The organism is Gimesia sp., from assembly GCF_048262075.1.
Lineage (GTDB): Bacteria > Planctomycetota > Planctomycetia > Planctomycetales > Planctomycetaceae > Gimesia.
In genome coordinates this window covers 50,712-74,882 of sequence record NZ_JBLXFK010000017.1, presented here as the reverse complement: position 1 = coordinate 74,882, position 24,171 = coordinate 50,712, and the positions used below count along the sequence as shown (strand labels likewise).

Below are 24,171 nucleotides of genomic sequence, written 5' to 3'. Positions count from 1 at the left end.
TGTAGAGAAGAATGTCCGTATCTCTGTAATAAAGTCATAAAATCAAGTATTTGCGAGGGTCTGGTCGATCCACTCCATCAATGCAGCTTTGAAGTCTTCAATCGTCGAGCAGGCTGTCTCCTTGGTTTGATCAAGCTGACCTGGATCTGTGACTTCTGCCTGCGCGAAGTAATAAAATTTAATTTTGGGCTCAGTACCTGAAGGCCGTACACCCAACTGCACCGTCAGCGGCGATCCCTCGGCTCGGGCTTCAAACATCAGAACATTTCCCCGAGGTTTCGAAAAGGTCTCGGTCACCGTATTTTCGGGTAATGACCGAATTTCCAGATCCTGATAGTCTCTGACTAATGTAAAGTTGAGATTTCCCATTTTCTCGGGAGGCGTATTGCGAAAGGCTTTCATCAGCTGTTTGATCTGCTCATTCCCCGAGGAACCTTTACAGGTTTTGGAGACCTGGCCTTCCAGATGAAACCCGTGTTCACGATAAAGTTCATCCAGGCGATCCAGCAGCGTTTTGCCTTCTGCTTTGAGTTCGGCAGCGAGTTCACAGGCCCAGAGGGCAGCAATCGCCGCGTCTTTATCCCGACAGTACTCCCCTGCCAGGTAGCCCAGTGACTCTTCGGTTCCGAAGACAAATTTGTCCGGTCCTTCCTCGTCCATGGTCTCGGCGATGTACTTGAAACCGACCAGCAGGTTATTAATGATCCGCACATTGGCTTTGCGGGCAATGGCGGCGATCAGCGGAGTGGTGACAATTGTCTCGACCACAAAGTGTTCCGGCGAGAGTGTTCCGGCCGCCTGACGTTTGCGGAGCACATAGTCGGCGAGTAAGGCCCCCACCTGGTTTCCCGTCAGATGAATAAATTCACCCGCATCGTTTTTGACACAGACGCCCATGCGGTCGGCATCGGGATCGCTGGCGAGAATGATTTCGCCGCCGGTCTGCTTCGCCTGTTCAATCGCGGGCTGGTAGACTTCCGTCCGCTCGGGATTCGGGAGCTGATCGGGAACATTCGGAAAATTTCCGTCCTGGGCACACTGCGGTTCATACCGCTGAATCCCCGCAAAGCCCGCCTGCTGCAGTACCTGATACACGGACGCTTCTCCCACGCCATGCAGAGGTGTGAAGAACCCCGTGAGGTCGCGATTGTCTGAATGACTGTGGCTCACCACCGAACTGCGATATTTGGCGGCGACTTCTTCATCAATCAATTGAATCAGGCCCTGCTCGACTGCCTGATCGAAATCGAGCAGCGGGATATCGGTCGCCTGATAGACTTCGTCAATAATTCCCTGATCGTGTGGTGGCAGAACCTGCCCCCCGGTAGACCAGTAGGCTTTGAAACCGTTATCTGAGGGGGGGTTGTGTGAAGCGGTGATCATGGCACCGACGTCACAACCACACTCGCGGACGGCAAAGGAGAGTTCCGGTGTGGAGCGGGAGGTTTTGAAGAAATAGACGGTCAGTCCGTGCCCTGCCAGCACACTGGCTGCGATGCGGGCAAAATGAGAGGAATTGATTCGCGAGTCATGCGCGATCGCGGCTTTACCTGTTTCTTTACCCGAAAACTGTTTGCTGTAGGCAGCCAGACCATGCGCTGATTCTGCAATCGTACGCTCGTTGATGGTCGCGGAACCGAGTTCGCTCATCAGTCCGCGTCGACCGCCGGTCCCAAAAGGAATGACTTCCCAGAAACAGGTATCGAGCTGAGCAAAATCTTTTTCTTGCAGCAGTTTCATCAGAGCGGGCTGGTAAGGAGCATACTGTGGTTCCGTCACCCAGCGTTGCAGATTTCCGAGGGCTGATTCGGAGAGTTTTTTCTCGGCAACGGCAGTACGAGCGAGTTCCATTGCCTGTGTGGAATCAATAGAGGGAGAAGGCTGATTCATCCTGTGACTTTTTCCGTATTTGAGATCGCGGGTTCTTGATGCGTGTTTGTAACTGAAACAGGTTTGAGTTCCATTTCGGAACAACTCTTTACCCGTCTTGACCCGAAGGGATTTTCTGCCGGCGTGTCAGTTTCCGGTAATGCAGGTCTGACCAGAAACCAGATATTGACGGTACGGGCTTTCTCTCCCCTGACAAAATTGAGCCAGAGTGAACTGAAAAAGATCACACTTTCCAGACATGTTCTAGATTGTAGAGTGAAAAACCCTGTGAGCCAACCCTCACGCGAAATCCGGTTCAAGGAGTGCCCGAATCAGATAAAAAGTCTGATTACAACGAATGTATCAGCTGACGGATTGAGTCAGTACAGACGAACGCACTGAATCTTTGCCCAGAAAGGCAATTTCCATACGTTAAGACTTTGCCAGTTTTTGGTTTCCCACCGATCAAGTCCTTGATTCCCCATCCTAACAGTGGCAGAATAGGTGAATTAAAACGGTATAGCACAATTCACGTTATACCAATCTTGATTTCAGAGTCACGAGAATAGAGGAGGGAATTCTCCCATTTGGTTTCCTGATTCTCTCGAATCCGCTCTAATGTCCTGATCCATGATGAACCTGCATGAATAACGAAATTAAGGTAGCACTATGAAGTTTGTTGAAGGTCATACTGTTGGCGTTGACTTGGGAACCACCTATTCAGCAATTGCGCAGCTTAACAGTGAAGGTCAGCCCATTTCGCTGAAAAACACGGATGGTCGATCGATTACTCCTTCGGTCGTCCTGCTGGGTGAAGAGGGGCGCGTGGTAGTCGGGCCTTCTTTTGAAAGAACGGCCATCGAAGATGATCCCTCCCGCATCATTGAAGCGGTCAAACGTCATATGGGAGACGACAACTTTTACGTTGTCTACCAGGAAAAAAAACTGACGGCTGAATTCCTGTCCGCCCTGATTCTGAAAAAGATGAAGCAGGATGCTGAAAAGGAAATCGGGCCAATCGCCAACGCCGTGATCACGGTTCCTTACTACTTCAACGATGTGCGTCGTAAAGCCACTCAGGATGCAGGCCGCATTGCCGGTCTGAACGTGATTGATATTATCAATGAGCCTACGGCGGCTACACTGGCTTATGCCTGGAAACGGGATGAGCTGGGGAACCCTGACGCCATGCCCGATGGCGAACGCACGATCCTGGTGTACGACCTGGGTGGTGGTACCTTCGACGTCACCATTGTGCGTTATTCTCCCACACAATTCCGCGTGCTCGCCACTGACGGGGATGTGATGCTGGGGGGACTCGACTGGAGTCAGCGTATCGTGGATCATGTTGCTGAACAATTCATGAAGAAATTCGGCAGCGATCCCCGCCAGGATCCCGTGACACTGCGAACCTGTGTGCAGGAATGCGAAGACGCCAAACGAGAATTAAGCCAGAAAGCACAGACTCCCGTTTCCATTTATCATAAAGGCAACACGTTGACGGTTGCTTTGACCCGTGGCGATTTCGAACGTATGACCGCGGACCTGTTGCAACGAACACGCGACACAACCGAGCTGGTCATGCAGCAGGCGGGTGTGGAAAAAGGTCAGCTGGACGATGTGGTTCTGGTCGGTGGTTCGACGTTGATGCCTGTGGTTGAAGAGATGCTGAAAAAGGTCTGTGGACGCGAACCATCGCGCACCATGAACCCCGAAGAAGCAGTGGCCCAGGGAGCAGCGATCCATGCCGCCATTCTGGAAGCACGTGCGACCGGTGGCGAAAGCCGTATGGCACAGGCGGTCATCAAACGATTGCGGAGCGTCAGTACTGCTGATGTGAACTCCCACTCGCTGGGCGTCAAAATCACAGACCCCAAAGAGCGCAGCCGCAAAATCAATCATATCATGATTAAACGTAATACAGAGATTCCCGCGAGCGTCAGTCAGAAGTTCGTAACCACCTCTGATAACCAGCAGCGGATTCACGTCATCATTCTGGAAGGAGAGGCCAGTGATCCTGATGCCTGTTCTACGATCGGTGACTTCCGCATTCTGAATTTGCCGTCCAATCTTCCTAAAGGTTCTCCTGTTGAAGTGACATACCGTTATGATGCCAACGGTCGAATTCATGCTTCGGCACGAGAACTGACAGGTAATAACGAATCGGCCACCGAGATTGTCCGTGACTCTGGTCTGGACACTGCGGGAGTGGACCGGTTTGAACTGCTGGCAAAAGACTACCTGGTTGAGTAATGATTCAATCCCCTGCAGGGACACAGTCCCGGTTTCCCTGCGGGGGGTAATTTGAATCGCGTCAACGACCGTGTCATACTGAAACTGTTTCACTTCGATTTTGATCTAAGAGCAAGGAGTCCTCTGAGGTGGCAATAGACGTCTATAAGGATTGGCTGGGTATACCGGAAGGGGAGCGACCTCCACATCATTATGACTTACTGCGATTAGTCAAATTTGAAGATGAAGAAGAAAAAATCAGGGCGCACTATAAAAAGCTGAATGCCCATGTGCGGAAGTATGCCTCGGGGAAATACTCTAATGAATCCCAGGAACTGTTGAACGAGCTGGCCAAAGCCATGCTCTGCCTGACCGACCCCGAGCGAAAACACGAATATGATGAAAGTCTGGGTCGTGAGTTTGATGAAGATGAAGACACCGGCCTTAAATCCGTTGAACAGATCCTCGTAGAACAGGGGCATATCGATAAAGCCCAGGCAGCGGAACTGAAGGAATTTGCAGAAAAACGGGGACTGACAACCAGGGATGCCGCCGTCCAGATGCGGTTTGTCAACGGCGAGACAGCAACCCAGGCCATGGCCCGCTCAAAGGGAATGCCTTATATCGATCTCGACGAAACGATCCCGGATAACAGTATTCTCCTGCAACTGCCACAACAGATGGCGAAACGAAATACGATTCTCCCGCTTTTCATCGATGACGATATGCTGCTCGTAGCGTGTGCAGACCAGCCAACCCATGAACTGGAAGATGACCTGCGGATGCGGTATCAGGTTCCTTCCCGCTGGGTACTGGCCATGCCACGCTCCATTAATAATGGAATCACAAAATATTATGCGGCTGCAGAGGAGCAGGAAGACGAAGAGCCGGCTGCAGCAGAAGCTGCCTCTGGCAGCAAATCGAAAAAAGCGGCCAAAGCAGCCAAGCCTGTAAAAAAAGTTGAAAAAAAGAAACCGCAACGGGGCGGGAGCCGGCTGACTGCGGAAGAACTGAAAGAGAAGAAACAGCTGGCCTTCATCTTTTGTGGCTGGGCTTTTTGCGGGGCGATCCTGATCGATCAGTTCATCCTCAAGAATTATGTATTCTCCCAGACCTGGCCTTGGCATTTCATGCTGACGACACTCGTAACACCTTTTATTGCGATCTACCTGATGACGGGAATGTGGAAGAAGTAGCTTCGCTGACGGCAACCAGCCCGCTGGCTTTATTCTGCTTCCGGAGTCTCATCGCCGGGCATCTTTTCCCGCAGTTCTGCGATCAGGTGCCCCAGTTTGCGGACTTCGACTACCTCCAGTTCGAAACCCAGCCAGTCGCAGACATCACCGACTTCCGGGATATGTTCGAGTTTTTCGTGGAACATGCCGGCAACTGTCAGCAGACCATCGTCGGCGATTTCGTAATCCTGCTGCAACTTGCGACACAAATACCGCAGCGTCGTAATCCCCTCGACATGGTATACCCCCGGGGCAACTTCGCGTACCGGTTCTCTGCGGAGAATTCGTTTGGCCCGGCTCGGTTCAGGCGAGAGTAGCGTATCGATGATATCGTCGTGAGAGACGATGCCGATCGTTTCTCCGTATTCATCGACAACGGAGGCAAAGTGGCAATCTTCTGCCTGAAAGCGGGAGTACACATCCGACAGATTCGCACACCAGGGCACATGAATCACACGCTTCGATTTCTGATTCAGCATTTTTTCTGAGAAAGACGAAAGTTCCGTCAGCGAGATAATCCGCTCAATTTCATCTGTTTCGGTGTCCCGTTTTCTTAAAATGATGTAGTCCGTGTTGGGTGTGATTTTTGTAAGGTCTTCCAGCTGCACAGGCATGTTGAACGTGAGATAAGTCCCGCGGGGACGCATCGCTTCTTCGACCAGCATCTCCGACAGGTCCAGAATATTATGCAGGATCTGTCTTTCATGACGGATGACTTCTTCGCTGGAGCCCGAGGCATCGACGGCGCGTTCCAGGTCTTCGGAGTGCAGATAGGATTCTTTCTGGATATGTGGCCAGAAGGTGCGTCGCATCAGGCGACTGATATTCTGCAGCAATGGAATTACCGGATCCAGCAGACGGACAGAAGCAGCCAGAGGCCAACTGACCAGGATCGCGATTTTTTTGCGAAATACAATCGACAGACTCTTAGGCAGGACTTCGCCGAACAGAATAATCGCCAGCAGGCTGCCTACGGTGAAAACCCCGGCTGCGGCTGTCATCCCCTGATCGGCCAGGCGCCTGGCAATCACTCCAGCGACCGCAAAATAACTCAGATTGATCAGCAGGTTCCAGAACAGGACGGCTGTCAGCAGGCGGTCGGCGTCCGCGGCCAAGGCAGCGACGATCTGCTCACTTGGTTTGCCTTTGCTGAACTGTCTCAGTTCGCTCCGCGACAGATAAAAAATCGCTGTCTCACTGCCCGAAAAGAACCCGGAAGCAAAAATCAGAGCGAGTAACGCCAGTGACCCTGGAAACCAAATTGCAACGGTATCTATGAATGCGATCATCATGAATCAGGAACAGCCACTCTACCCTTTATCATAAGTGGTTTTTCCCAAGGCAACATCAAATTCAGATACTGCCGGAATATACATGGAAAGAACGGGAAGCCCGTAGGCAAACAGAATGGTAACAAGCACTCCCAGAGTTCCCCCCAGCAAAAACGAAGTAATAGCATAAAACGTCAAAAACGGGAGCATCCAGGCCGAGATAGCCAGTGCCCGCGACGGATTCCGGTGTGTAATCGCGGAATGCAGGGCTGCACTACCCACGACAATAAAGACCAGGAAGCTCTGGAGCTGCAGGGCAAACGAAGAGCGGGCCTGCACGAGTAGAATCATGAAAATACCAATCCCGACGAACAGGAAGAACATGGTTCCCAGGCTGGCACCGATGGCAGAACGACTGTTGTCATACGTAAGTCCCATATGCAGCCCCAGCACGATGGCAAACACCATCAATGCCAGAAATCCAATCAGGGCACACAGAAAACCTTCTGTGGAAAATGCCCCCTGGCTGACCAGGTAGAACAAAACCAGGACGGGGACCAGGATCAGTTCTTTACTGTTATAGAAGATCCCGCCCAGTTTTCCCAGTACAAATTCTTTGGCAGTGATATCCGTCACCAGCAACAGCTCGAGTGTTTTGCTGTCTTTTTCGGTTGTGAGGGAGGTCACCGCCTGCGTATTGGCCAGTACCAGACTCAACCAGGCAATCCCGGCGAATGCCAGTCCCTGTGGTGGAATCACTCCCAGGTACAAAACGCCTTGCGCGACGGCCTCTGAATTAACCGCGGACCAGAGCGTAAATCCAGCCAGCAGAAAATACGCGAGCTTGATTACGAACACTTTTCGCCCGTAGGCCTTGGTCATGATCTCGCGCCAGATCACAGGATTAGACCAGATCACACGGGATTTTTCCTTGACGATGACCGTCTCTTTTTCCGCTTTGGCGGTGGATTTATAAACCGAACGGGAAGGATTCCAGACCCGCAGCCTGAGCACGGTAAATGCCTTCAAAGCGATCCCCAATACAAACAGACTGATCAGGGAAGGCCAGGCACTGACGGTAATCGGATCCAGACCATTATATAACGTAAGCGGGTTCAGAATTTCATACAGTGAACGAAACGGATTCAGACCGGCAATCCAGGGACGCAGGCCGGAACCCACGGGAATCAGATTCACAATGACTTCCACAACCCCCAGAAAGACAACCATTCCCAGCACACTGATCGCCAGTGTCTGAAATGTTTTCTCCCGCCAGAAAGCCACTAAGGCGGCCCAGCTGCCCGTTGCAAAAACCGTAATCAGACATAACAGTTCCATCCAGAAAATCTGCGAGAGTTCAATCCCCCCCAACAGGCGTAGAAATACACAGACGGGAATTGATGATGCCAGCAGCACGTAGACGATTAACAGGCTGGACTGAGTTTTCCCACTGACAAGTTCACGGTCTTTCAGTTCGGTCATCAACAGCAGAATCAACGTTCCACGGTCTTTTTCCTGAGCAATACTGCTGGCAGAGAACAGGAGTGTGAAAAACAGGACCAGCAATAACTGCAGAAATGCGATCATCTGAAAGATCAGATTTCCCAGCCGGGCAAATTCGCCGATCGTTGTTGTCTGGATCTGCTGTGTCCCCAGGATTGTCTGACCGGCAGTGAAGATCAGAATAAACACAGCGGCAACATAACCGGAACGTATCAGGTAATGCTTCAACTGACGGGGGGAAGTCAACGCTTCCCGAACAAAAATTGGATTGTTAAACAATGCTCTCTCACCTCTTTATCCGACAGGTGACAGCAGTCAATCAGAGGCGTCCTTCTCCCCACGACCGAAGCGTGCAACCTGATAATCTGTTGCTTCACTAATCATTTTAGACTGTGTCCAGTTTTCCTGTCGCGTCTCCAGGGGCATTTGGACCGAGTGTTTTAGTTTCAGAGATGCGTTGGTTCATTGTCGTATGCTCTAAATCGTTCTCTGAATGGCAAATTCTGTCAGCTCCTCCAGTATCTGCCGAGCCGGAGAAGCAGGACAATTCTGGAGCGAGTCTCGGGCCTGCTTCGCGAATTCGCGTGCCCGGTTACTGGCGTAATCAATCGCATCGCTGTTTTTAATATATTCTGCAAGTCGCTGTTTGGTGTTTGGATCTGGTTGTGACAGAATTTCCTGGATTGTTGCACGATCTTCCGGGCTGCATTGATCGAGCAGTCGAATCAGCGGCAGTGTCAATTTTTCTTTCTGCAGATCCGATCCCAGTGATTTCCCCATCTGCTCTTCATCGCCCAGCAGGTCCAGCAGATCGTCTGTAATCTGGAATGCGACCCCGAGGGCACGACCATACTCATCCATGGCCTCGACAATGCTTTCGTCGGCACTGGCATACAAGGCTCCCAGCTGAGTGCTGATGGCGCACAACTCTGCGGTTTTTCCGTTGATGATCTGCAGGTACTGTTCTTCGGACAGCTCGTGATTTCCCCGTTCGTAAATCTGAGCCAGTTCACCTTCACAGACCAGGTTCGTTGCCCGTCCAATCAGTCGACAGGCACGGGCATCACCGAGGCTGGCTGTCAGATGAAATGCATGCGTGAACAGGAAGTCGCCTACCAGCACACTGGTTTCATTATTCCAGCGGGAGTTGACCGTCGCGACGTGGCGGCGGATAAGGGCATCATCCAATACATCATCATGCACGAGCGTGGCCAGATGGATCATCTCCACGACAGAGGCCAGGACATAATGACTTTCGTTAATTCCCCCGGATGCTGCTGCGGACAGCAGTAACAGAATCGGACGCAGTCGTTTGCCTTGAAATCGGGTAATATGTTGCAGGACATCATGAACATAAGGATGCTTCGAGCTGACTTCGCTCAAGAAGACTCGTTCTGCCTGTTCCAGCTCACCGCCAATTAACTCTTCGACACGTGCCAGCAGGTCGTGTGTCGTAAGATGGTCCCCCATTACAGCCTCACCACAATATCGAATCGTTTATCCAGTTTTCGTCTGGCGGTCGGTTATATCACAGATACGGAACAAATGACCCGTTACCCAGCTCACTATTCGCAGCCATTGTAAGCATTCTCCCTGCAGATAGGAATGCAAACAGGGGCCGGTGTTGGATTTCCGGGGTTGAAATCAGACTTTCCTGTCTGCTGGGGAAGCTAATCCGGTTCACCAGCGAGAAATATCGTGTGATTCCACAGAAGAAACGGGCAGGCTCAATAGGTTTCCCTGATAAAATGGCCGCTTTTTCCGCCTGATTTTTCCACAAGCCGGGTCGGGCCGAGGGTCATGCCACGATCAGCGGCTTTACACATATCGTAAATCGTCAGGGCAGCGAGGCTGACGGCAGTCAGTGCTTCCATTTCCACCCCGGTTTTGCCATCAACTTTTACCGTTGCCAGAATGCGGATTGTCGTTTCATTGGGGACATCAAAATCCAGGCGGACACTGGTAATACTCAATGGATGACATAACGGAATCAGGTCGGCAGTTTTTTTCGTCGCCATGATCCCTGCAATACGGGCGATTTCCAGGACATCACCTTTGGAAATCTGGCGATCCAGAATCAGTTTTTGTGTGTGAGGCTGCATGGTCACCAGGGATTCAGCGACGGCAATGCGCGAAGTCACCGCTTTGTCCCCCACGTCTACCATGCGGCTGGCGCCATCTTCATCAAAATGGGTTAATTCAGACATGAGAACCTCTCTGGAATCCTGGCTAACAGTGGAGCAGTGAGACAGCCCCGCAACGATCAGGCAGCCTCGGAGGCATCATCGGCAGTCGCCGACTGTTTGAAGTTCCCGTCTTCACTGATGTCATCAAAGCGGACAGACATCCGTTTGGAGACTCCTGACTGTTCCATTGTAACGCCATATAAAACGTTTCCAACAGTCATCGATCGTTTATTATGTGTGATCATAATGAACTGGGTCGTGTCTTTGAAATCATCAATCAGGCCGGCATAGCGTTCCACATTGGCTTCATCCAGAGCTGCATCCACTTCGTCCAGAATACAGAACGGACTGGGACGGCTGCGGAAAATGGACATCAGTAACGCGACGGCAGTTAATGTTTTTTCTCCACCACTTAATAAGGTCAGACCGCGGAGTTCTTTTCCAGGGGGACGGGCGACGATTTCGATACCACATTCCAGCACATCATCCGGGTCTTCCAGAATAATGTCCGCTTCTCCCCCGCCAAACAGCTTACGAAAGATTTCCTGGAAATGTCCTCGAATGACTTCAAACGTATCGTGAAACAGACGCCGACTCTCCACGTTAATCCGGCGGATAATTTCTTCCAGCGACGACTTGGCTTCGTTTAAGTCATCCAGTTGTGATTTCATATACTCGAAGCGGCATTCCAGTTCATCCAGATCGTTCAGACTGTCTGAGTTAATGCTGCCCATCATCTTGATCTTCCGTCTCAAACGATTGACCTGCGCTTCAATCTCGGGACGAATTTCCAGGTAAAGCGCTACATTAAACCCGGGTTCGGTCGGCGCATCCTCCTCTTCGACCAGTTCGATTTCCACGAGTTCCGGCTCGTCCTCATTTTCGAATCCATCTGTAACCGGATCGGTTGATTCTGCCAGCTCAGCAGTCTCTTCTGCTTCTTCTGCAGTAGCCGTCTCTTCTTCCTCGTATTGTGCCTGTTCTTCCAGATGCTGCTTGAGAACAGATTCGCCTGAAGAAACGATTTCTTCCAGAGTGAGCTGGTATTCCTCTTCGATTCGTTCCGCCAGGGTACTGATCTGATGATCGATATCCCGGGTTTTGAATTCTTCTTCGTGTTTTTGTTCGCTTAATTCACGACGTTCTTTGCGGAGCGCCGCCTCTTCTGAGCTGAATTGTTTCTTGAGCTGCCGCTTCTGATCGCGAATGGTTGTCAGGCTGGATGTAGATGCGAGCAGATGTTCCTGAATTAAATACTGTTCATCCAGCACCGCGCGTGTGTTGAGGATGTGCAGTTTAATCTGCGAATTTTTTTCCAGCGACAGTTCATAACGTCGATTGGATTCTTCCTGCTGCTGTTGTCGCTGTTCAAAATCCTGCTGAAGTCGGTCGCAGCGCTGATTCAGTCCTGCCAGGCGTTCTTCGTGTGTCGCCAGCTCCAGTTTACGGGCATTCTGCTGTTCTTTGAGTTCCTGGACTTCACACTGTTTATTCAGCAGGACTGACTCGTCCTCCTGAATCAGCGTATTCAATGACTGCAGTCTCGCTTCTGTTTCCTGCTTTTCTGTTAAAACAGTTTCCATCTCAGCATGCAGTTTTTGAGAATGACGTTCCAGATCGAGCAGATCATTTTTGACGGTCGTCCATTCTTCCTTCCACTGTTCCAGCTTCTGTTCGGCAGCGACTTTTGCAGCTTTTTCATGTGAAAGTGCCTCGGAAGCCTCCTGCATCTGACTTTGACAGGCACTCCGTTCTTCATCTACGGTGGACAGCAGCGCGTCCAGCTTTTCCAGCGCGGTTTCATTGTCATTCAATGTCCGGTCGATACGAATCAGATCATTCTTGAGTTTTCGCAATTCGCTGCGACGGGTGAAGATCGCAGATTCACCGCCGATGGCACCCACGAAGATCGACTGGTTTTCTTCAACCAGTTCTCCCTGCAGGGTGACAAAGCGACATTTTTTGCCCGCGCCCTTCGACAGATTGATGGCTGTCTCCAGCGAATCAACAATCCACGTATCCGCCAACAGCATTTGCGCCAGCAACTGATTTTCCGGAGTGGGTTTCACCAACTGATCTGCACGATAAACAACACCACGTTCCGAAGACAGATCCAGGAATTCCGATGGTTGATCAGTAGAAAAGTCCGCCGGGTCAGCAGCCTGACCTTCCAGAGTGAACCCCTGGATTGCCGCAGGCAGTTCTGCCGGTGAACTCGGACGGGTAATAAATCCAACCCGGCCGGAGATGGAGTATTTGCCTTCTTTGAGAAATTCATAGAGAGGTTCAAATTCACTGATCACCAGTAATTGAGAGCGAATGCCTAACGCCACCTCCAGCAGCGCAGCCTGTTCCAGATCCACATCCAGTAGATCTGCCACACTGCCGATGATCGTATTCCATGGTGAATACTGCGACGTCTGCGCCCGGTTCAGGATCTCCTTGACCCCGATACTGATCCCTTCCTGCCGCCGTTCGAGATCTTCCAGCACACTTTTCCGGGCCTGGTAGGCACTGCGTCTTTCCCGCAGTTCGGACAGCTGTTGTGTTTTCTGGTCCTGCTCACTGAGGAGTGTCTGCTGCTTTTCATCTACTTCTGACAGGCTTTGCGCAAATTCAGCAACCCGCTGGCCTGCGGAACGAAAACGCGATTCACAAGCTTCAACAACAGATTGCGCATCGTCAACTTTTGCCTCAAGTTGTTCGCGTTTTTCCTCGGCTTTATCGATGGAATTGCTATAGGTTTCCAGCTGTGTCTGCATCGAAAACACGCGGTTATCAAGCGTCAGCGATGTCTTGTTCAGTTCATGCACCTGCTGCTGCTTCAGTTGAATCTGCTCGCTGGCTGCATCCAGTTCTGCTGTGACCGCAGTAATTCTGGCGCGCGTCTCTTCCAGCTTCTGACGCTGTTCCTGAAAACCGGATTCAGAATTAAGTTTTTCCTGTGTGACGGCTTCCAGGTCTCTTTGTATTTCTGAAGTGCGTCTGGCCATCAGAATGCGTTGTTTTCGTAACCGGATAATTTCCGTTTCGAATTCAAGCTTCCGTTCAAGCTGATGTTCTATCGCGGTCTGATTACCGGCAATCCCTTCGCGGTGTGAAGACAATTTTTTCTCGACGGCTCGTAACTGGTCGTCAAACTCAGAGACTTCAGCATCAATGGCCCCCAGCTTCTCTTCGTAAGTCTGGTAGTCTGTATTCAACTCTTCAATGCGCTGCTGGTACTGATTTATTTTGTCCTTCAGAGTCGACTGTTGCGAAGTCAGATGCCGCCAGTCGTCGGCTGCCATCCCCATCCACAGTTTGCGCAACTCGGTAGACACTTCACGGTACTTGGCTGCCTTGGAAGCCTGGCTGCGCGTGGAATTCAACTGCGCTTCGACTTCATCCACGATATCGGTTAACCGCTGAATGTTCTGGCCGACACGTTCGAGTTTTCGTTCCGCATCGATTTTCCTGGATTTATAGCGGCTGATGCCCGAGGCTTCTTCAAATACAACGCGCCGGGTGGCAGCGTTGGCCTGCAGGATCTGATCGACGCGGCCCTGCTCGATAATACTGTAAGCCGACGTCGCAGCACCGGTACCCATAAACAGGTCACGAATATCTTTCAAACGGACCGGATTACGATTGAGCAGGTATTCCGAATCACCATTTTTCCAGAGTCGACGGCCGATCTGAACTTCATCTGCATCAATATCCAGAAAGCCCTGCCGGTTATTGAAGGTCAACGTCGCTTCGGCATACGCATTGGCCTTGCGGCCCGCGGAACCATTAAAGATCACGTCTGTCATATCTTTGCCGCGGAGGCTTTTGGGGCTCTGGTCACCCAGAACCCACTTGATCCCATCCACGACGTTACTCTTGCCACTTCCGTTGGGCCCGACAACGCAAGTGATGCCATCCGAAAATTCAAAGATGGTCCGGTCGGCAAAACTCTTAAAGCCGAACAGTTCCAATGATTTCAGCATCACAAAACCTTACACGGGAAAACAAACAACAGAAGCCTGACTTGCAGTGGAGTTACACCATTCAGTATCAATCATATTTACCGATTGTTTTTATTTGTAGAAATAGCGGAACCAGCTCTGGAAGGCACTCTGTTTCACGAACTTGTCATCATCATCTTCCGTCGATTTGGGTTTACGTGAATCAACCAGCGTCGCTTTTCCTTTACTGTCTGACTGATCCACGGTTTCATCCGCTGATTCTTCGTCAGATTCTGCATCCCTGTTTATCGATCTTCTGGAAGAACTTGTACTGGGAGCACCTGTTGTGAAGATGTTGGGGACCATATTCTGATTGCCGACCCGCGATCCTTTCTTCCGCTTCGATTTGGATGATTTCATATCACCCGACTTCAGAGCGAGTAGAGAATCGTCGTGAACCGGGCGATAATACATGCGGCCCCCTTCCGGTAAGGCATCGATTTCCACCTGACCTTCCACGTTCCCCTGCTGGTGTGCCTGCAAAATCATTTGTGCAATGTCGGGGTAGCTGGCTCCCATTTCCACCGCGGTACGAATGACGACCGCAATATTTTTGGGGACCAGTTTACGCTGATCGGGTTCACCTACTTCGTATTTACTGACTGTCAGCTGTTCGACTCCGGGCGCTCCGGTGACCAATACTTTCCCGGCACGAACGGTAAGCGGCACTCGGAATTCCTGTTCCGAACCAAACAGCACCACTTCCGGGTGTTTACGGTGAGTGATATGAATCATCGGGCCACCATTTTTCGGGCTCCCTGGCTTGGCATTGGGATCATGGGTCGTCACAGTCTCCAGTTCTGTCTGCAGCACGTGTAGCAGAAACTGGCCGTTCATATCTTCGCCACGAATAAAGGGATCATTTTTATCCAGCGTCCACAGTGCGCGGAAGGCGCCGTAGCGAGTTTCGGCACTGGTCATGCACATCAGCTCCCGCAAATGCAGATGCGCCTCTGGTTCATCGAGGGCCGACATGGCAGCCAGAGCATACACTCGGAACGCCGGTTCTTCGCGGGCGGCTTCCGCCAGATCCTTGATCCCGGAACCATCATCCAGGTAAGCCAGCGCGACCGCCGCATGGAAGCGAACTTCGAGCAGTGGATTCTTCAATGCCGATTTCAGAATCGGAATCGATTTTTTCCCGATCGCTTCCAGCTCAATGGAGGCCCGTTCTGCTTTTTCCGGAATCATAATATCTTCTGTGAGTTTCTGCATGCGCACCCGTTGCGCCACATCGGTTTCCCGGAAAGCGATATAACGGACCACCTGCAGGTAGCGTGAATCGTTATGTTTATAGCGTGGCTTCAGCTTGAGTACCACTTTTTTATCTGTCTTGGCTTCGGCCAGTGGTTCTTCGATCCCATATCGGTCGAAGTGATGAAACCGGGTGCCGATACGATTGGCGATACGCTGTGCATTTCGAATACTTTTGAAATCATTTCGCAGGTATAAAGCCAGGTCACGATCTTCCGCGACCGAAACACCCCCCGCCAGAATACGACCACGACGCAGGAGTCCCGAGGTTCCTTTTTTCCGATCTTCTTCCGCCATGGGGGGAATCAGAATCGGTCCCTGGGCTTTCGCCAGGATATGACCTTTCAGCAGCCCCCGTCCCTGGATCATCGCCTGCTCGGCCAGATACGATTCCATCAGCCAGCCCCCTTCAAGGCTGGTCGCTTCACTGTTTCCAGGCAGGTAAACTTCCACATCGAACGTCTCCCCTTTGCGGATCAGTGGTGGCAGATAAGCTTTAACAATCACCAGCGCGGTTGAGGGACTGCGCAGAATCTGGTTCGGATTTTTGACATTTCGGCGACGCATCTCGCGCAATAACGCTTCGCGGTGCACCGAAGGAGGCGGGTTGCCCCCTGTCCCGTTCAGGCCGGTCACCAGACCGACGCCTTGCAGCGCGATCAGGTTCTTACCGGTAATTTGTGTGTATTCACCAATGAATGGTGTTTCGACCTTCGTTTCAAACTTCTCAATTTCAGACCTGTCATCGTCTTCATCCGGACTTTGTGAACGCATACTGGCCGACTTCAACCAGCTCTGCGGATTCAGATTGAGTTTCTGACAGCCCGTAAAACCGGCTGCGACGATGAGCACGACGATTAATAAATTGACAGTGTTCTTCACAGTACGACCCCGTTTGTGAGAAAATAGTCTTTTCAGAATGGTTGTTTTGCCACTGAAACCGCTTCCGGACAGACGTTGATTCTCAAGCAGACAGGCATATACAGAACCTGACTGAGTTCAGTTTGTTTGACTGAATCTTGTCTTGAGTGATCAAACAGTGCCGGAATCGACACAGCAGAAAACCTGAAGAGAAATTGAGATTTGATTTGAGAGAGATTTGTGGAGATCGGGAGCTTATTGCAAACAGCAAATGGGGTCAATAGCGATTTTGAGCCTGTCGGCAGCCGGACTGCTGACAGGCTCTGGGGGGAAAATGGACTCATCGGGACGAACGGTATCTAATTTGATTAACCGGATTTATGACTCAGGGAGCGAACGAACCAGAAAACGGTGTCGTGTTATCCTGAAACACGCCGCCAGCCGGCTTATTGTTCGATTTTGGAGGTTCGAAACGCGCTGGTCCAAACTGATCATCCGTAGAAAACGACGGTAACTGGTTCTTCTTTCGAGAATCGGGAAACGAGAACGGGTTTGACTGAGCCGCTTTTGTTTCCGTAAAGGTAGCCGCCCCCAGTGTTTTCAGTTCCATGCCACTCTGATCTTTAAATTGAACCTGAATTTCCGTGGCTTCAATCTGTGTATTCTGGGAACCATTGCCACGAATCAGTTTCACGCTCTGCTTTTCACTTCCCTTCAGATTCATTGCCTTCTTCCCAAAATCGAAATGGGCCTCAGCGGCGGTCCCATTAATGCGATCGGCACTGCTGATAATTTTGACATTTCCTCTCATGTCGAGTTTCAGATCAGAATCGGTGGCGCAGGTAGCGTCTATTAGATCTGCTGTGACTTTGATTTCGTCAATGATAATTCCGGCTCTTCCCTGCAAACGAATTACATGGCTCCCGTCCCCATGGATTTTCACGTCGATCTCTTCACCACTTAAGACCATCTGCCCCAGGGGCAGCGTCTGAACTTTGGCGGAAGTAGCTGATTTATTCTCAGCCTTCGATTCCGCGATTTCTTCAGAGAATCCCGGATTCAGAAAGCTGCCTGCAAATATAAGGAACAGGCCGATCGAAAAATGCGGGTTGGTCATTTAGTTTCTCCATTAGGAAATAAGATTCGTATTCGGTGAATCTGACAGCATTCCAACACAGGCTAATTTTGCAGGTAAGGTTTCTCTGCTCGAACAGACCAGTCATACGAAAACAGTTTAATCTGACTGATGGCGATTTGATCGAAGAAATCGAATTGGCTCGGCTCAGATTTTTCAACAGTGACGATGTCTTCCGGTGTTGCCTGCCGCTCAATCATGTTAACGTTTTCGATGGGGTGAACCAGCATCGTATGCAGATCTTTGTATTTCATAAGAATATGCGAAGCTTTGATTTCTGTTGTCTGCTGGTTCTGAGTTCGAATTAATGAGACATAGCCGCGATCTCCGCTGCTGAGTCTTAAAAATCGACCGCCATACTCCAGGCCCGCGTGTTGTGCCAACATTCGCAGTTGATCTCGCTCGTTTTCAATCTTAACATTTCCCTTTAAATCAATCCTCAGGTCGTGTTCATCTTTGTAGACAAGTTCAATCGTCTCAGCCATAAGACGCGTTTTCCCACAGAGAACTCGGGCATCCCCTTTGAGTCTGAAGAAATTTCGATCATCCCTCGTAACCCTGACATCCAGTTCTTCTGCCTTCAATATAAAAGGACCAAACTCGATCGTTTTATTTTCAGCTGAAAGAGCCGCGTAGTTTTTCGGTTTATCTCTGCGGACCGGGACAGCAGTCTCAGCTCGACAAATCGAGTGAATTTCTGTCAAACAAATCACAACAGCTAACAATCGGATTAACATGTCAAACTCCCTTTGGATGATATCGTGCGTTATTTCAGACCCTGGTAGAATGGAATGTGCGAGCCAGTTATCTCGTAAACGGGTAGCCGCCTAGATACTGCTGCACCGGAGCAGAATTCGAATCGCCGCGCACACGGGGGAGTTGCGACCCTGGGAGTTCAGAAGGGGAAAACAGTGTCTCGGGAAATTGATCCTGACTGATCGCTGGAAGTACTGGAAAATCATCAGCGGGCGTTTGTTTCCGCTCTGAGATTTCGATCGGCCCCTGTGATCTGATCCGAATGTTCTCCGTTTCAGACAGTTGAATCTGAATCTCCAACGCATCTAACTGAGTCACTATTGAACCGATGTAGCGATTCAACTGCGCTGGTTCCTTTTCAGTGCCTTTGAGTGAAATCGATTTGGCACCGAGATCAAACATTGCTTCCGCTGACCTGGCACGCAGTTGGGAAAGCGGACTGACAATACTGACCTGCCCTTTCAGGTCGAGAATCAGATCCTTCGTCTCTGTATAGGCTGCCTGTATGAAATCTGCTTCAACTGCGAGCACACCAATTCGCATTTCCGCTTGACCGCGCAAGCTGATTTGATGCTGACCATCTTGCTGAATCTTGTAGTCGATTTCCTCTCCCTTGAGCTCCATACCTTGGATCTGGAGCGTATGCACTTCGTGAGGTGGGTCAGATTTCGAGCTGGTAACTTCTGCCTGTCCGGAGACGCTAACAACAAACAGGAAGAGAATACTCAAAGACGCAGAGAAGCTATGGTTACACATGGATTGTCTCCATTGTCTGTATGAAAAGTTTCAGGGCCCGGGGGCAGGCTTATCCGGTGTTCTAACAGACAGATTTTCGACCGTCCATGCCAATTGCGACGGATCTGGTCTCTTTGAACGATCGGGGATTATGTTGAGCGTCACAGTTTTCAAATGCCACGCTATCCGACATGATATAAAGATCAAGCTTAGTCACCACTGTTTAAGAAGTTACATCATTCCTTGTTCCTGTGAGAGTCTGCTCATGTTTTTTCTACAAAAATGCATTGTTAAAATTACATTTCCGGCGTTGTGTGCTGTACTCTGCATCACATCAACGGCATACGCTGATGGCCCCAAAGATAATCTCCCCGACCAGGTGCGGCGTATCCCCGGTCTGGGAGTCAAAGTTCCGGCAGCTCAAAAGCAGCAGCTGGAACAGGGTCTGGCGAAGCTCAAAGCGTCACTGGATCAACTTAAAAAAAGTAAGGACGCGCGAATCCGATCATTGATTCCTGATGTCGAGATCTATCATCGTGCAGTACGGTGTGCTCTCGAATACCAGGAGTTCTTTCACGAGCGGGAAATCGGGAGTGGCCTGAATCTGCTGAAGCAGGGACAGGAACGGGCCGACCAGCTGTCAAAAGGAGAAGCCCCCTGGACCCGTCAGACAGGGTTAGTCGTGCGAGGCTATACTTCAAAGATCGATCAGACCGTACAGCCCTACGGACTGGTCATCCCGGACAACTATACATTTTCTGGCAAGAGTGATTATCGCTGCGATCTCTGGTTTCATGGCCGGGGAGAACGTTTGAGCGAAGTCAATTTCATTAACCAGCAGCAGCGGTCCCGTGGACAATACACGCCCGCGAATACAATCGTGCTGCATCCGTATGGCCGTTATTCCAATGCATTCAAGTTCGCCGGTGAAATTGATGTGCTCGAAGCGCTGGAATCAACAAAGCAGAACTACCGCATCGACGAGGACCGCGTTTCTGTCCGTGGGTTTTCCATGGGTGGCGCTGCCTGCTGGCAGTTTGCCGTGCATTACGCCGACCGCTGGTTCGCTGCCAATCCGGGAGCCGGCTTTTCGGAAACGCCGCTGTTTCTCAAGGTCTTCCAGGATGAAAAGCTGAAGCCAACCTGGTATGAAAAGAAATTATGGCAGATGTATGACTGTCCCGGCTATGCCCTTAACCTGTTTCAGTGTCCGACAGTCGCCTACAGTGGGGAAATCGATCGCCAGAAGCAGGCCGCCGATGTGATGGAACTGGCGATGGAAAAAGTGGGGATCGACATGGTCCACATCATCGGACCAGACACCGCGCATAAGATTCACCCGGATTCCAAAATCATCATCGAAGAGAAAATGGATTCGCTGGCACGTGTAGGCCGACAACGCGTTCCGACAACCATTCATCTGGTCGCGTTTACGCTGAAATACAATCAGATGGCGTGGGTCACGCTGGATGCGATGCAGGAAGAATGGACGCAGGCCCAGATCGACGCTCAGTTATTGAGTCAAAACCGGGTCGATGTGAAAACCAAAAACGTGACCGCTTTCTCTCTGAAAATGGCAGCCGGTGAATCGCCACTGGATATGACACAACCAGTGACCGTGCAGGTGGACGGGATGAAGCTGGAAGCGCCTCGCCCGATGTCTGATCGTTCCTGGGAAGTCTCATTTCATAAATCGGGAGACAGCTGGCAGACAGGTCCTGCGACTTACGAACCTGGACAAATGGTGAAGAAACATAATCTGCAGGGTCCGATTGACGATGCCTTTATGGATTCGTTCCTCTTTGTCTCCCCTTCCGGAACGTGTGCGTCTCCCACTGTCGATAAATGGGTTCAGTCCGAACTGGAACATGCCATCGTCCACTGGCGTCAACAGTTTCGTGGCGATGCTCGCGTGATGAAAGACACAGAAATCACCGAGAAAGAAATCGCATCCAGCAACCTTGTCCTGTGGGGCGATCCCCAGAGTAATCAGCTTATCAAGAAGATCGCTGCCAAGCTGCCCATTCAATGGACCAAAGATGCAATCATCGTGGGGGACAAACAATACCCGGCCGATCACCATGCACCGGTACTGATTTTCCCGAATCCGTTAAATCCTGAAAAATATGTGGTGCTCAACAGCGGCTTCACCTATCGTGAATATGCCTATCTGAATAATGCCCGGCAGGTACCCATGCTGCCGGACTGGGCGATTATCGATCTGCGGACTCCCGCAGGCAGTCAGTATCCGGGAAAAGTCGTTGATGCGAATTTCTTTGACGAGTTCTGGCGTTTAAAATAAAGCGTTCCCTGTTTCGGGCATGACAACCCGGAATCATGATAAACCGATCCTTTAAGAATTGTTAACTAGATTATGAAACACCTGACGAAAATACTGACCGCCGTTTTTATTCTGGGGCTGACGGGTTTGATCCAGGCAGAAGTCTCTTATTACAAGCCTTCCTCTAAAACGGGTGCTTCCCTGTGCGTCGTCGTGAAAGACGATGTCTTAGCGCACACATCTCAAATTCTGCCTTTGAATATCAAGGGGGGAATGATTACTTCAAGTAGTGCCGAAGATCAGACGGCACTCGTACTGAAGAACCTGAGTTATCTATTGAAAAAAGTAGACTGCTCGCTGAATAAACTGGTGAAGCTGAATATCTATGTCGCCCGTGAAGATCTGGTCGCGGAGGTCCAGCAGCGACTGACAAAGGAACTGGAACTGATCGCCCAACCGGCGTGCACCTATGTGGTGACGAAACTTCCTGATCCGAAAGCGCTCGTGGCGCTGGATGCGGTCGCTGCGACTGACTCGTCCAGTAAACTGACGGAAACCAAAGTCTTTAATGATGCCCCTTCCGGATTCCGAGTCGCTTTGTTACCCGCGGGCCGTACGGCTTACATTTCCGGCCAGGCCGTCAAGGCAGATACGGTTTCCGAAGCCGCCATCCTGACGATGAAAGAGCTGTTTGAGACCTTGGAATACCTGGGCGCGAAACCGAAAAACATCGTGCACATCAAAGCGTTCATGACTCCCATGAGCCAGGCCAATGAAGTCACCGAAATGATTGACGGCATCTTTCCCGAAGAACGCAGGCCGCCTGTCTCACTGGTCGAATGGTTTTCGTCGCTGCCCATCGAAATTGAAATGATCGTCGCGATGCCTGAAGAAGCTGCTGCATCCCGTCCTGCGGAAACAGTCACCTATAAAACTCCGACCGGTATGAAGGCATCGCCCGTTTACAGCCGGGTGGCGATTGCTGAAGTCAGTGATCGGATTTATGTTTCAGGCATCACATCAAAAGAACCCGGCGACTACCCGACACGGATTCACAGCGTCTTCAATCAGTTGAAGACCATTGTGGGAGAAGCGGGCAGCGACATGCAGCATCTGGCAAAAGCCACCTACTATGTCTCGGAAGATGGCATCAGTGGTGACTTCGGGAAGATCCGCACGGAATATTATAATCCTCAGCGCCCGCCGGCTGCCTCCAAAGCGACCGTCAAAAGCGTGGGCGTGCCCAATCGGATTCTGGTGCTGGATATGATTGCGATACCAGCGAAATAAACGTTCGCTTCTGACAACTCCAAATAAAAAAACGCCCTGCAGAAACAGGGCGTTTTTTTATTGACTTCAATTCGAGCGGGCTTCAGGCAATGATTTCTTTCACCACACGATTTTCCTGACCATCGATCAGTGTCTGGGGAGCCCCGTTGCGGGTAAAGGCCAGTCGTTCCGCGTCCAGGCCAAACAGATGCATCAGTGTCGCGTGATAGTCACTGTGGCTGACTTTATCCTTGATGGCATGATGACCGAAATCATCGGTTTCGCCGTAGGTCATCCCCCCCTTCAGTCCACCACCGGCGAGCCACATGCTGAAGCCGTAAGTGTTATGATCGCGGCCCTGCTTGGCGATACCCGCGTCGTTCTGAATGACAGGCAGACGTCCCATTTCTCCCCCCCAGTGAACCAGGGTTTCATCCAGCAGCCCACGCTGTTTGAGATCTTTGACCAGGCCGGCCGCAGGCATATCAACGCGTTTACAGGCGCTGGGTAGTGACGTTCGCATACTGGTATGATGGTCCCAGGTCTGATTGCCAGTCATGATTTGAACAAAGCGTACGCCCCGTTCAATCAGGCGGCGGGAAATCAGACAGCGTTTGCCGAACTCGGCTGATGCAGGGACGTCAATCCCGTACAGAGCCTGTGTCGCTTTGGTTTCCTTGCTCAGATCCAGTGCTTCCGCCGCTGCGGTTTGCATCTTGGCTGCCAGCTCGTAACTGGCAATCCGCGCTGACAGATCGTCTTCGCCTGGATGTTGACTCAAGTGCCGCTGATTCAGATTCCCGAGGAAGTCGAGGTACTTTTCCTGGGCTTTGCCGCTCAGGTGAGGTGGGGCATTCAGATTCAGGATGCGTGGTTCCTTGGGACGAATCACGGTTCCCTGATAGAGTGAAGGTAACCAGCCGTTGGTCCAGTTATCGACACCCAATACAGGCGCGCCGCCTGGGTCGACCATCGCGATATAAGCAGGCAGATTTTCCGACTCGGCTCCCAGACCGTAGGTCAACCAGCTACCCAGTGTAGGTCTTCCGGGCAGGATTCGCCCGCTGTGCATCGCATAGATTGACTGACCATGATTGTTCACACTGGTGTGCATCGACCGCATCAAAACAATATCGTCGACGACTTCAGATAAACCGGGAACGAGTTCAGATAACTCCATTCCGCACTCACCGTGTTTACTGAATTTCCAGGGACTGCCTAATACTTTTGAGCTGGCCTGGGCAGCGTTATCGTACTTGATGTCGCCGGGAAATTTTTTGCCGTCGTACTTCTGGAGCATCGGCTTGGGATCAAACATATCCAGATGACTGGGGCCCCCCTGCATGAACATGGAGATCATGGCTTTGGCGCGGGGTGGATGATGTGTGGGCTTTAATGTCAGGTCAAACTGTTTCTTTTCCAGTTCGGGTCGCACGATGGCAGGCTTGGCCTGGGACTGTTCCTGATTCAACAACCAGGAGAGGGCCACCGATCCGATGCCCATGGAACCGGATGCCAGAAAGTGTCGCCTGGAATGGGGAGCTGAAATTGATTGCTTTTTCATAATTCGATACCGTTATTCTAACCGGAGTCAA

15 protein-coding genes are annotated in these 24,171 nt (G+C 51.0%); 4 read left to right on the top strand and 11 right to left on the bottom strand.

What is annotated here, in order from left to right; translation table 11 throughout:
• Positions 1-42 precede the first annotated feature (42 nt).
• The gene (locus ACN0YH_RS24525; protein ID WP_417382230.1) at positions 43-1,890 is read right to left on the bottom strand and encodes a phospho-sugar mutase; all 1,848 of its coding nucleotides are present in this window, start codon (positions 1,888-1,890) and stop codon (positions 43-45) included.
• A 648-nt stretch (positions 1,891-2,538) separates the two neighbouring features.
• On the opposite strand from ACN0YH_RS24525, the gene ACN0YH_RS24520 reads away from it, so the two are divergent.
• On the top strand, positions 2,539-4,122 hold the full coding sequence (locus tag ACN0YH_RS24520) for an Hsp70 family protein (protein WP_417382229.1): 1,584 nt from the start codon (positions 2,539-2,541) through the stop codon (positions 4,120-4,122).
• Positions 4,123-4,250: 128 nt separating this feature from the next.
• Complete coding sequence (locus tag ACN0YH_RS24515) at positions 4,251-5,297, top strand: hypothetical protein (RefSeq protein WP_417382228.1); 1,047 nt, start codon at positions 4,251-4,253, stop codon at positions 5,295-5,297.
• 29 nt (positions 5,298-5,326) lie between these two features.
• On the opposite strand, the gene ACN0YH_RS24510 is transcribed toward ACN0YH_RS24515, so the two are convergent.
• The 9 genes from ACN0YH_RS24510 to ACN0YH_RS24470 all read right to left on the bottom strand — a co-directional run bounded on the left by ACN0YH_RS24510 (position 5,327) and on the right by ACN0YH_RS24470 (position 19,047).
• Positions 5,327-6,628, bottom strand: a complete 1,302-nt coding sequence (locus ACN0YH_RS24510; RefSeq protein ID WP_417382227.1) for a CNNM domain-containing protein — start codon at positions 6,626-6,628, stop codon at positions 5,327-5,329.
• A gap of 18 nt (positions 6,629-6,646) precedes the next feature.
• Positions 6,647-8,389, bottom strand: coding sequence for an ABC transporter permease (locus ACN0YH_RS24505; RefSeq protein ID WP_417382226.1), 1,743 nt, complete (start codon positions 8,387-8,389; stop codon positions 6,647-6,649).
• 198 nt (positions 8,390-8,587) lie between these two features.
• A complete protein-coding gene (locus ACN0YH_RS24500; protein ID WP_417382225.1) occupies positions 8,588-9,580 on the bottom strand; it encodes a polyprenyl synthetase family protein in 993 nt (330 codons plus the stop codon).
• Between the two features lie 257 nt (positions 9,581-9,837).
• Positions 9,838-10,317 carry a cyclic pyranopterin monophosphate synthase MoaC gene (moaC, locus tag ACN0YH_RS24495; RefSeq protein WP_417382224.1) on the bottom strand — a complete coding sequence of 160 codons (480 nt, stop codon included), beginning with the start codon at positions 10,315-10,317 and terminating at the stop codon, positions 9,838-9,840.
• 56 nt (positions 10,318-10,373) lie between these two features.
• Positions 10,374-14,267, bottom strand: a complete 3,894-nt coding sequence (smc, locus tag ACN0YH_RS24490; protein WP_417382223.1) for a chromosome segregation protein SMC — start codon at positions 14,265-14,267, stop codon at positions 10,374-10,376.
• Between the two features lie 90 nt (positions 14,268-14,357).
• The gene (locus tag ACN0YH_RS24485; protein ID WP_417382222.1) at positions 14,358-16,421 is read right to left on the bottom strand and encodes a flagellar basal body P-ring protein FlgI; all 2,064 of its coding nucleotides are present in this window, start codon (positions 16,419-16,421) and stop codon (positions 14,358-14,360) included.
• A 364-nt stretch (positions 16,422-16,785) separates the two neighbouring features.
• Positions 16,786-17,517 carry a hypothetical protein gene (locus ACN0YH_RS24480; protein WP_417382221.1) on the bottom strand — a complete coding sequence of 244 codons (732 nt, stop codon included), beginning with the start codon at positions 17,515-17,517 and terminating at the stop codon, positions 16,786-16,788.
• Between the two features lie 62 nt (positions 17,518-17,579).
• Complete coding sequence (locus tag ACN0YH_RS24475; RefSeq protein ID WP_417382220.1) at positions 17,580-18,272, bottom strand: hypothetical protein; 693 nt, start codon at positions 18,270-18,272, stop codon at positions 17,580-17,582.
• Positions 18,273-18,339: 67 nt separating this feature from the next.
• The gene (locus ACN0YH_RS24470) at positions 18,340-19,047 is read right to left on the bottom strand and encodes a hypothetical protein (RefSeq protein WP_417382219.1); all 708 of its coding nucleotides are present in this window, start codon (positions 19,045-19,047) and stop codon (positions 18,340-18,342) included.
• 244 nt (positions 19,048-19,291) lie between these two features.
• Here ACN0YH_RS24470 and ACN0YH_RS24465 point away from each other — a divergent pair, with 244 nt between their 5' ends.
• Both ACN0YH_RS24465 and ACN0YH_RS24460 read left to right on the top strand, forming a co-directional pair.
• Positions 19,292-21,328 (top strand): prolyl oligopeptidase family serine peptidase, encoded by a 2,037-nt coding sequence (locus ACN0YH_RS24465; protein WP_417382218.1) that lies wholly within the window; start codon positions 19,292-19,294, stop codon positions 21,326-21,328.
• Between the two features lie 72 nt (positions 21,329-21,400).
• Entirely contained in the window at positions 21,401-22,597 is a 1,197-nt protein-coding gene (locus ACN0YH_RS24460) for a RidA family protein (RefSeq protein WP_417382217.1), read from the top strand.
• An 82-nt stretch (positions 22,598-22,679) separates the two neighbouring features.
• Here the strand turns inward: ACN0YH_RS24460 and ACN0YH_RS24455 are convergent, their stop codons facing one another.
• Positions 22,680-24,140 carry a DUF1501 domain-containing protein gene (locus ACN0YH_RS24455; RefSeq protein ID WP_417382216.1) on the bottom strand — a complete coding sequence of 487 codons (1,461 nt, stop codon included), beginning with the start codon at positions 24,138-24,140 and terminating at the stop codon, positions 22,680-22,682.
• Positions 24,141-24,171: the final 31 nt, after the last annotated feature.

Excerpts from the sequence above, each read along its gene's own strand:
- ACN0YH_RS24520 (WP_417382229.1), top strand. The coding sequence starts at position 2,539 with ATGAAGTTTGTTGAAGGTCATACTGTTGGCGTTGACTTGGGAACCACC.
- ACN0YH_RS24525 (WP_417382230.1), bottom strand. The coding sequence starts at position 1,890 with ATGAATCAGCCTTCTCCCTCTATTGATTCCACACAGGCAATGGAACTC.
- ACN0YH_RS24465 (WP_417382218.1), top strand. The coding sequence starts at position 19,292 with ATGTTTTTTCTACAAAAATGCATTGTTAAAATTACATTTCCGGCGTTG.
- ACN0YH_RS24475 (WP_417382220.1), bottom strand. The coding sequence starts at position 18,272 with ATGTTAATCCGATTGTTAGCTGTTGTGATTTGTTTGACAGAAATTCAC.
- moaC (WP_417382224.1), bottom strand. The coding sequence starts at position 10,317 with ATGTCTGAATTAACCCATTTTGATGAAGATGGCGCCAGCCGCATGGTA.
- ACN0YH_RS24480 (WP_417382221.1), bottom strand. The coding sequence starts at position 17,517 with ATGACCAACCCGCATTTTTCGATCGGCCTGTTCCTTATATTTGCAGGC.
- ACN0YH_RS24510 (WP_417382227.1), bottom strand. The coding sequence starts at position 6,628 with ATGATGATCGCATTCATAGATACCGTTGCAATTTGGTTTCCAGGGTCA.
- ACN0YH_RS24500 (WP_417382225.1), bottom strand. The coding sequence starts at position 9,580 with ATGGGGGACCATCTTACGACACACGACCTGCTGGCACGTGTCGAAGAG.
- ACN0YH_RS24470 (WP_417382219.1), bottom strand. The coding sequence starts at position 19,047 with ATGTGTAACCATAGCTTCTCTGCGTCTTTGAGTATTCTCTTCCTGTTT.
- ACN0YH_RS24455 (WP_417382216.1), bottom strand. The coding sequence starts at position 24,140 with ATGAAAAAGCAATCAATTTCAGCTCCCCATTCCAGGCGACACTTTCTG.
- smc (WP_417382223.1), bottom strand. The coding sequence starts at position 14,267 with ATGCTGAAATCATTGGAACTGTTCGGCTTTAAGAGTTTTGCCGACCGG.
- ACN0YH_RS24460 (WP_417382217.1), top strand. The coding sequence starts at position 21,401 with ATGAAACACCTGACGAAAATACTGACCGCCGTTTTTATTCTGGGGCTG.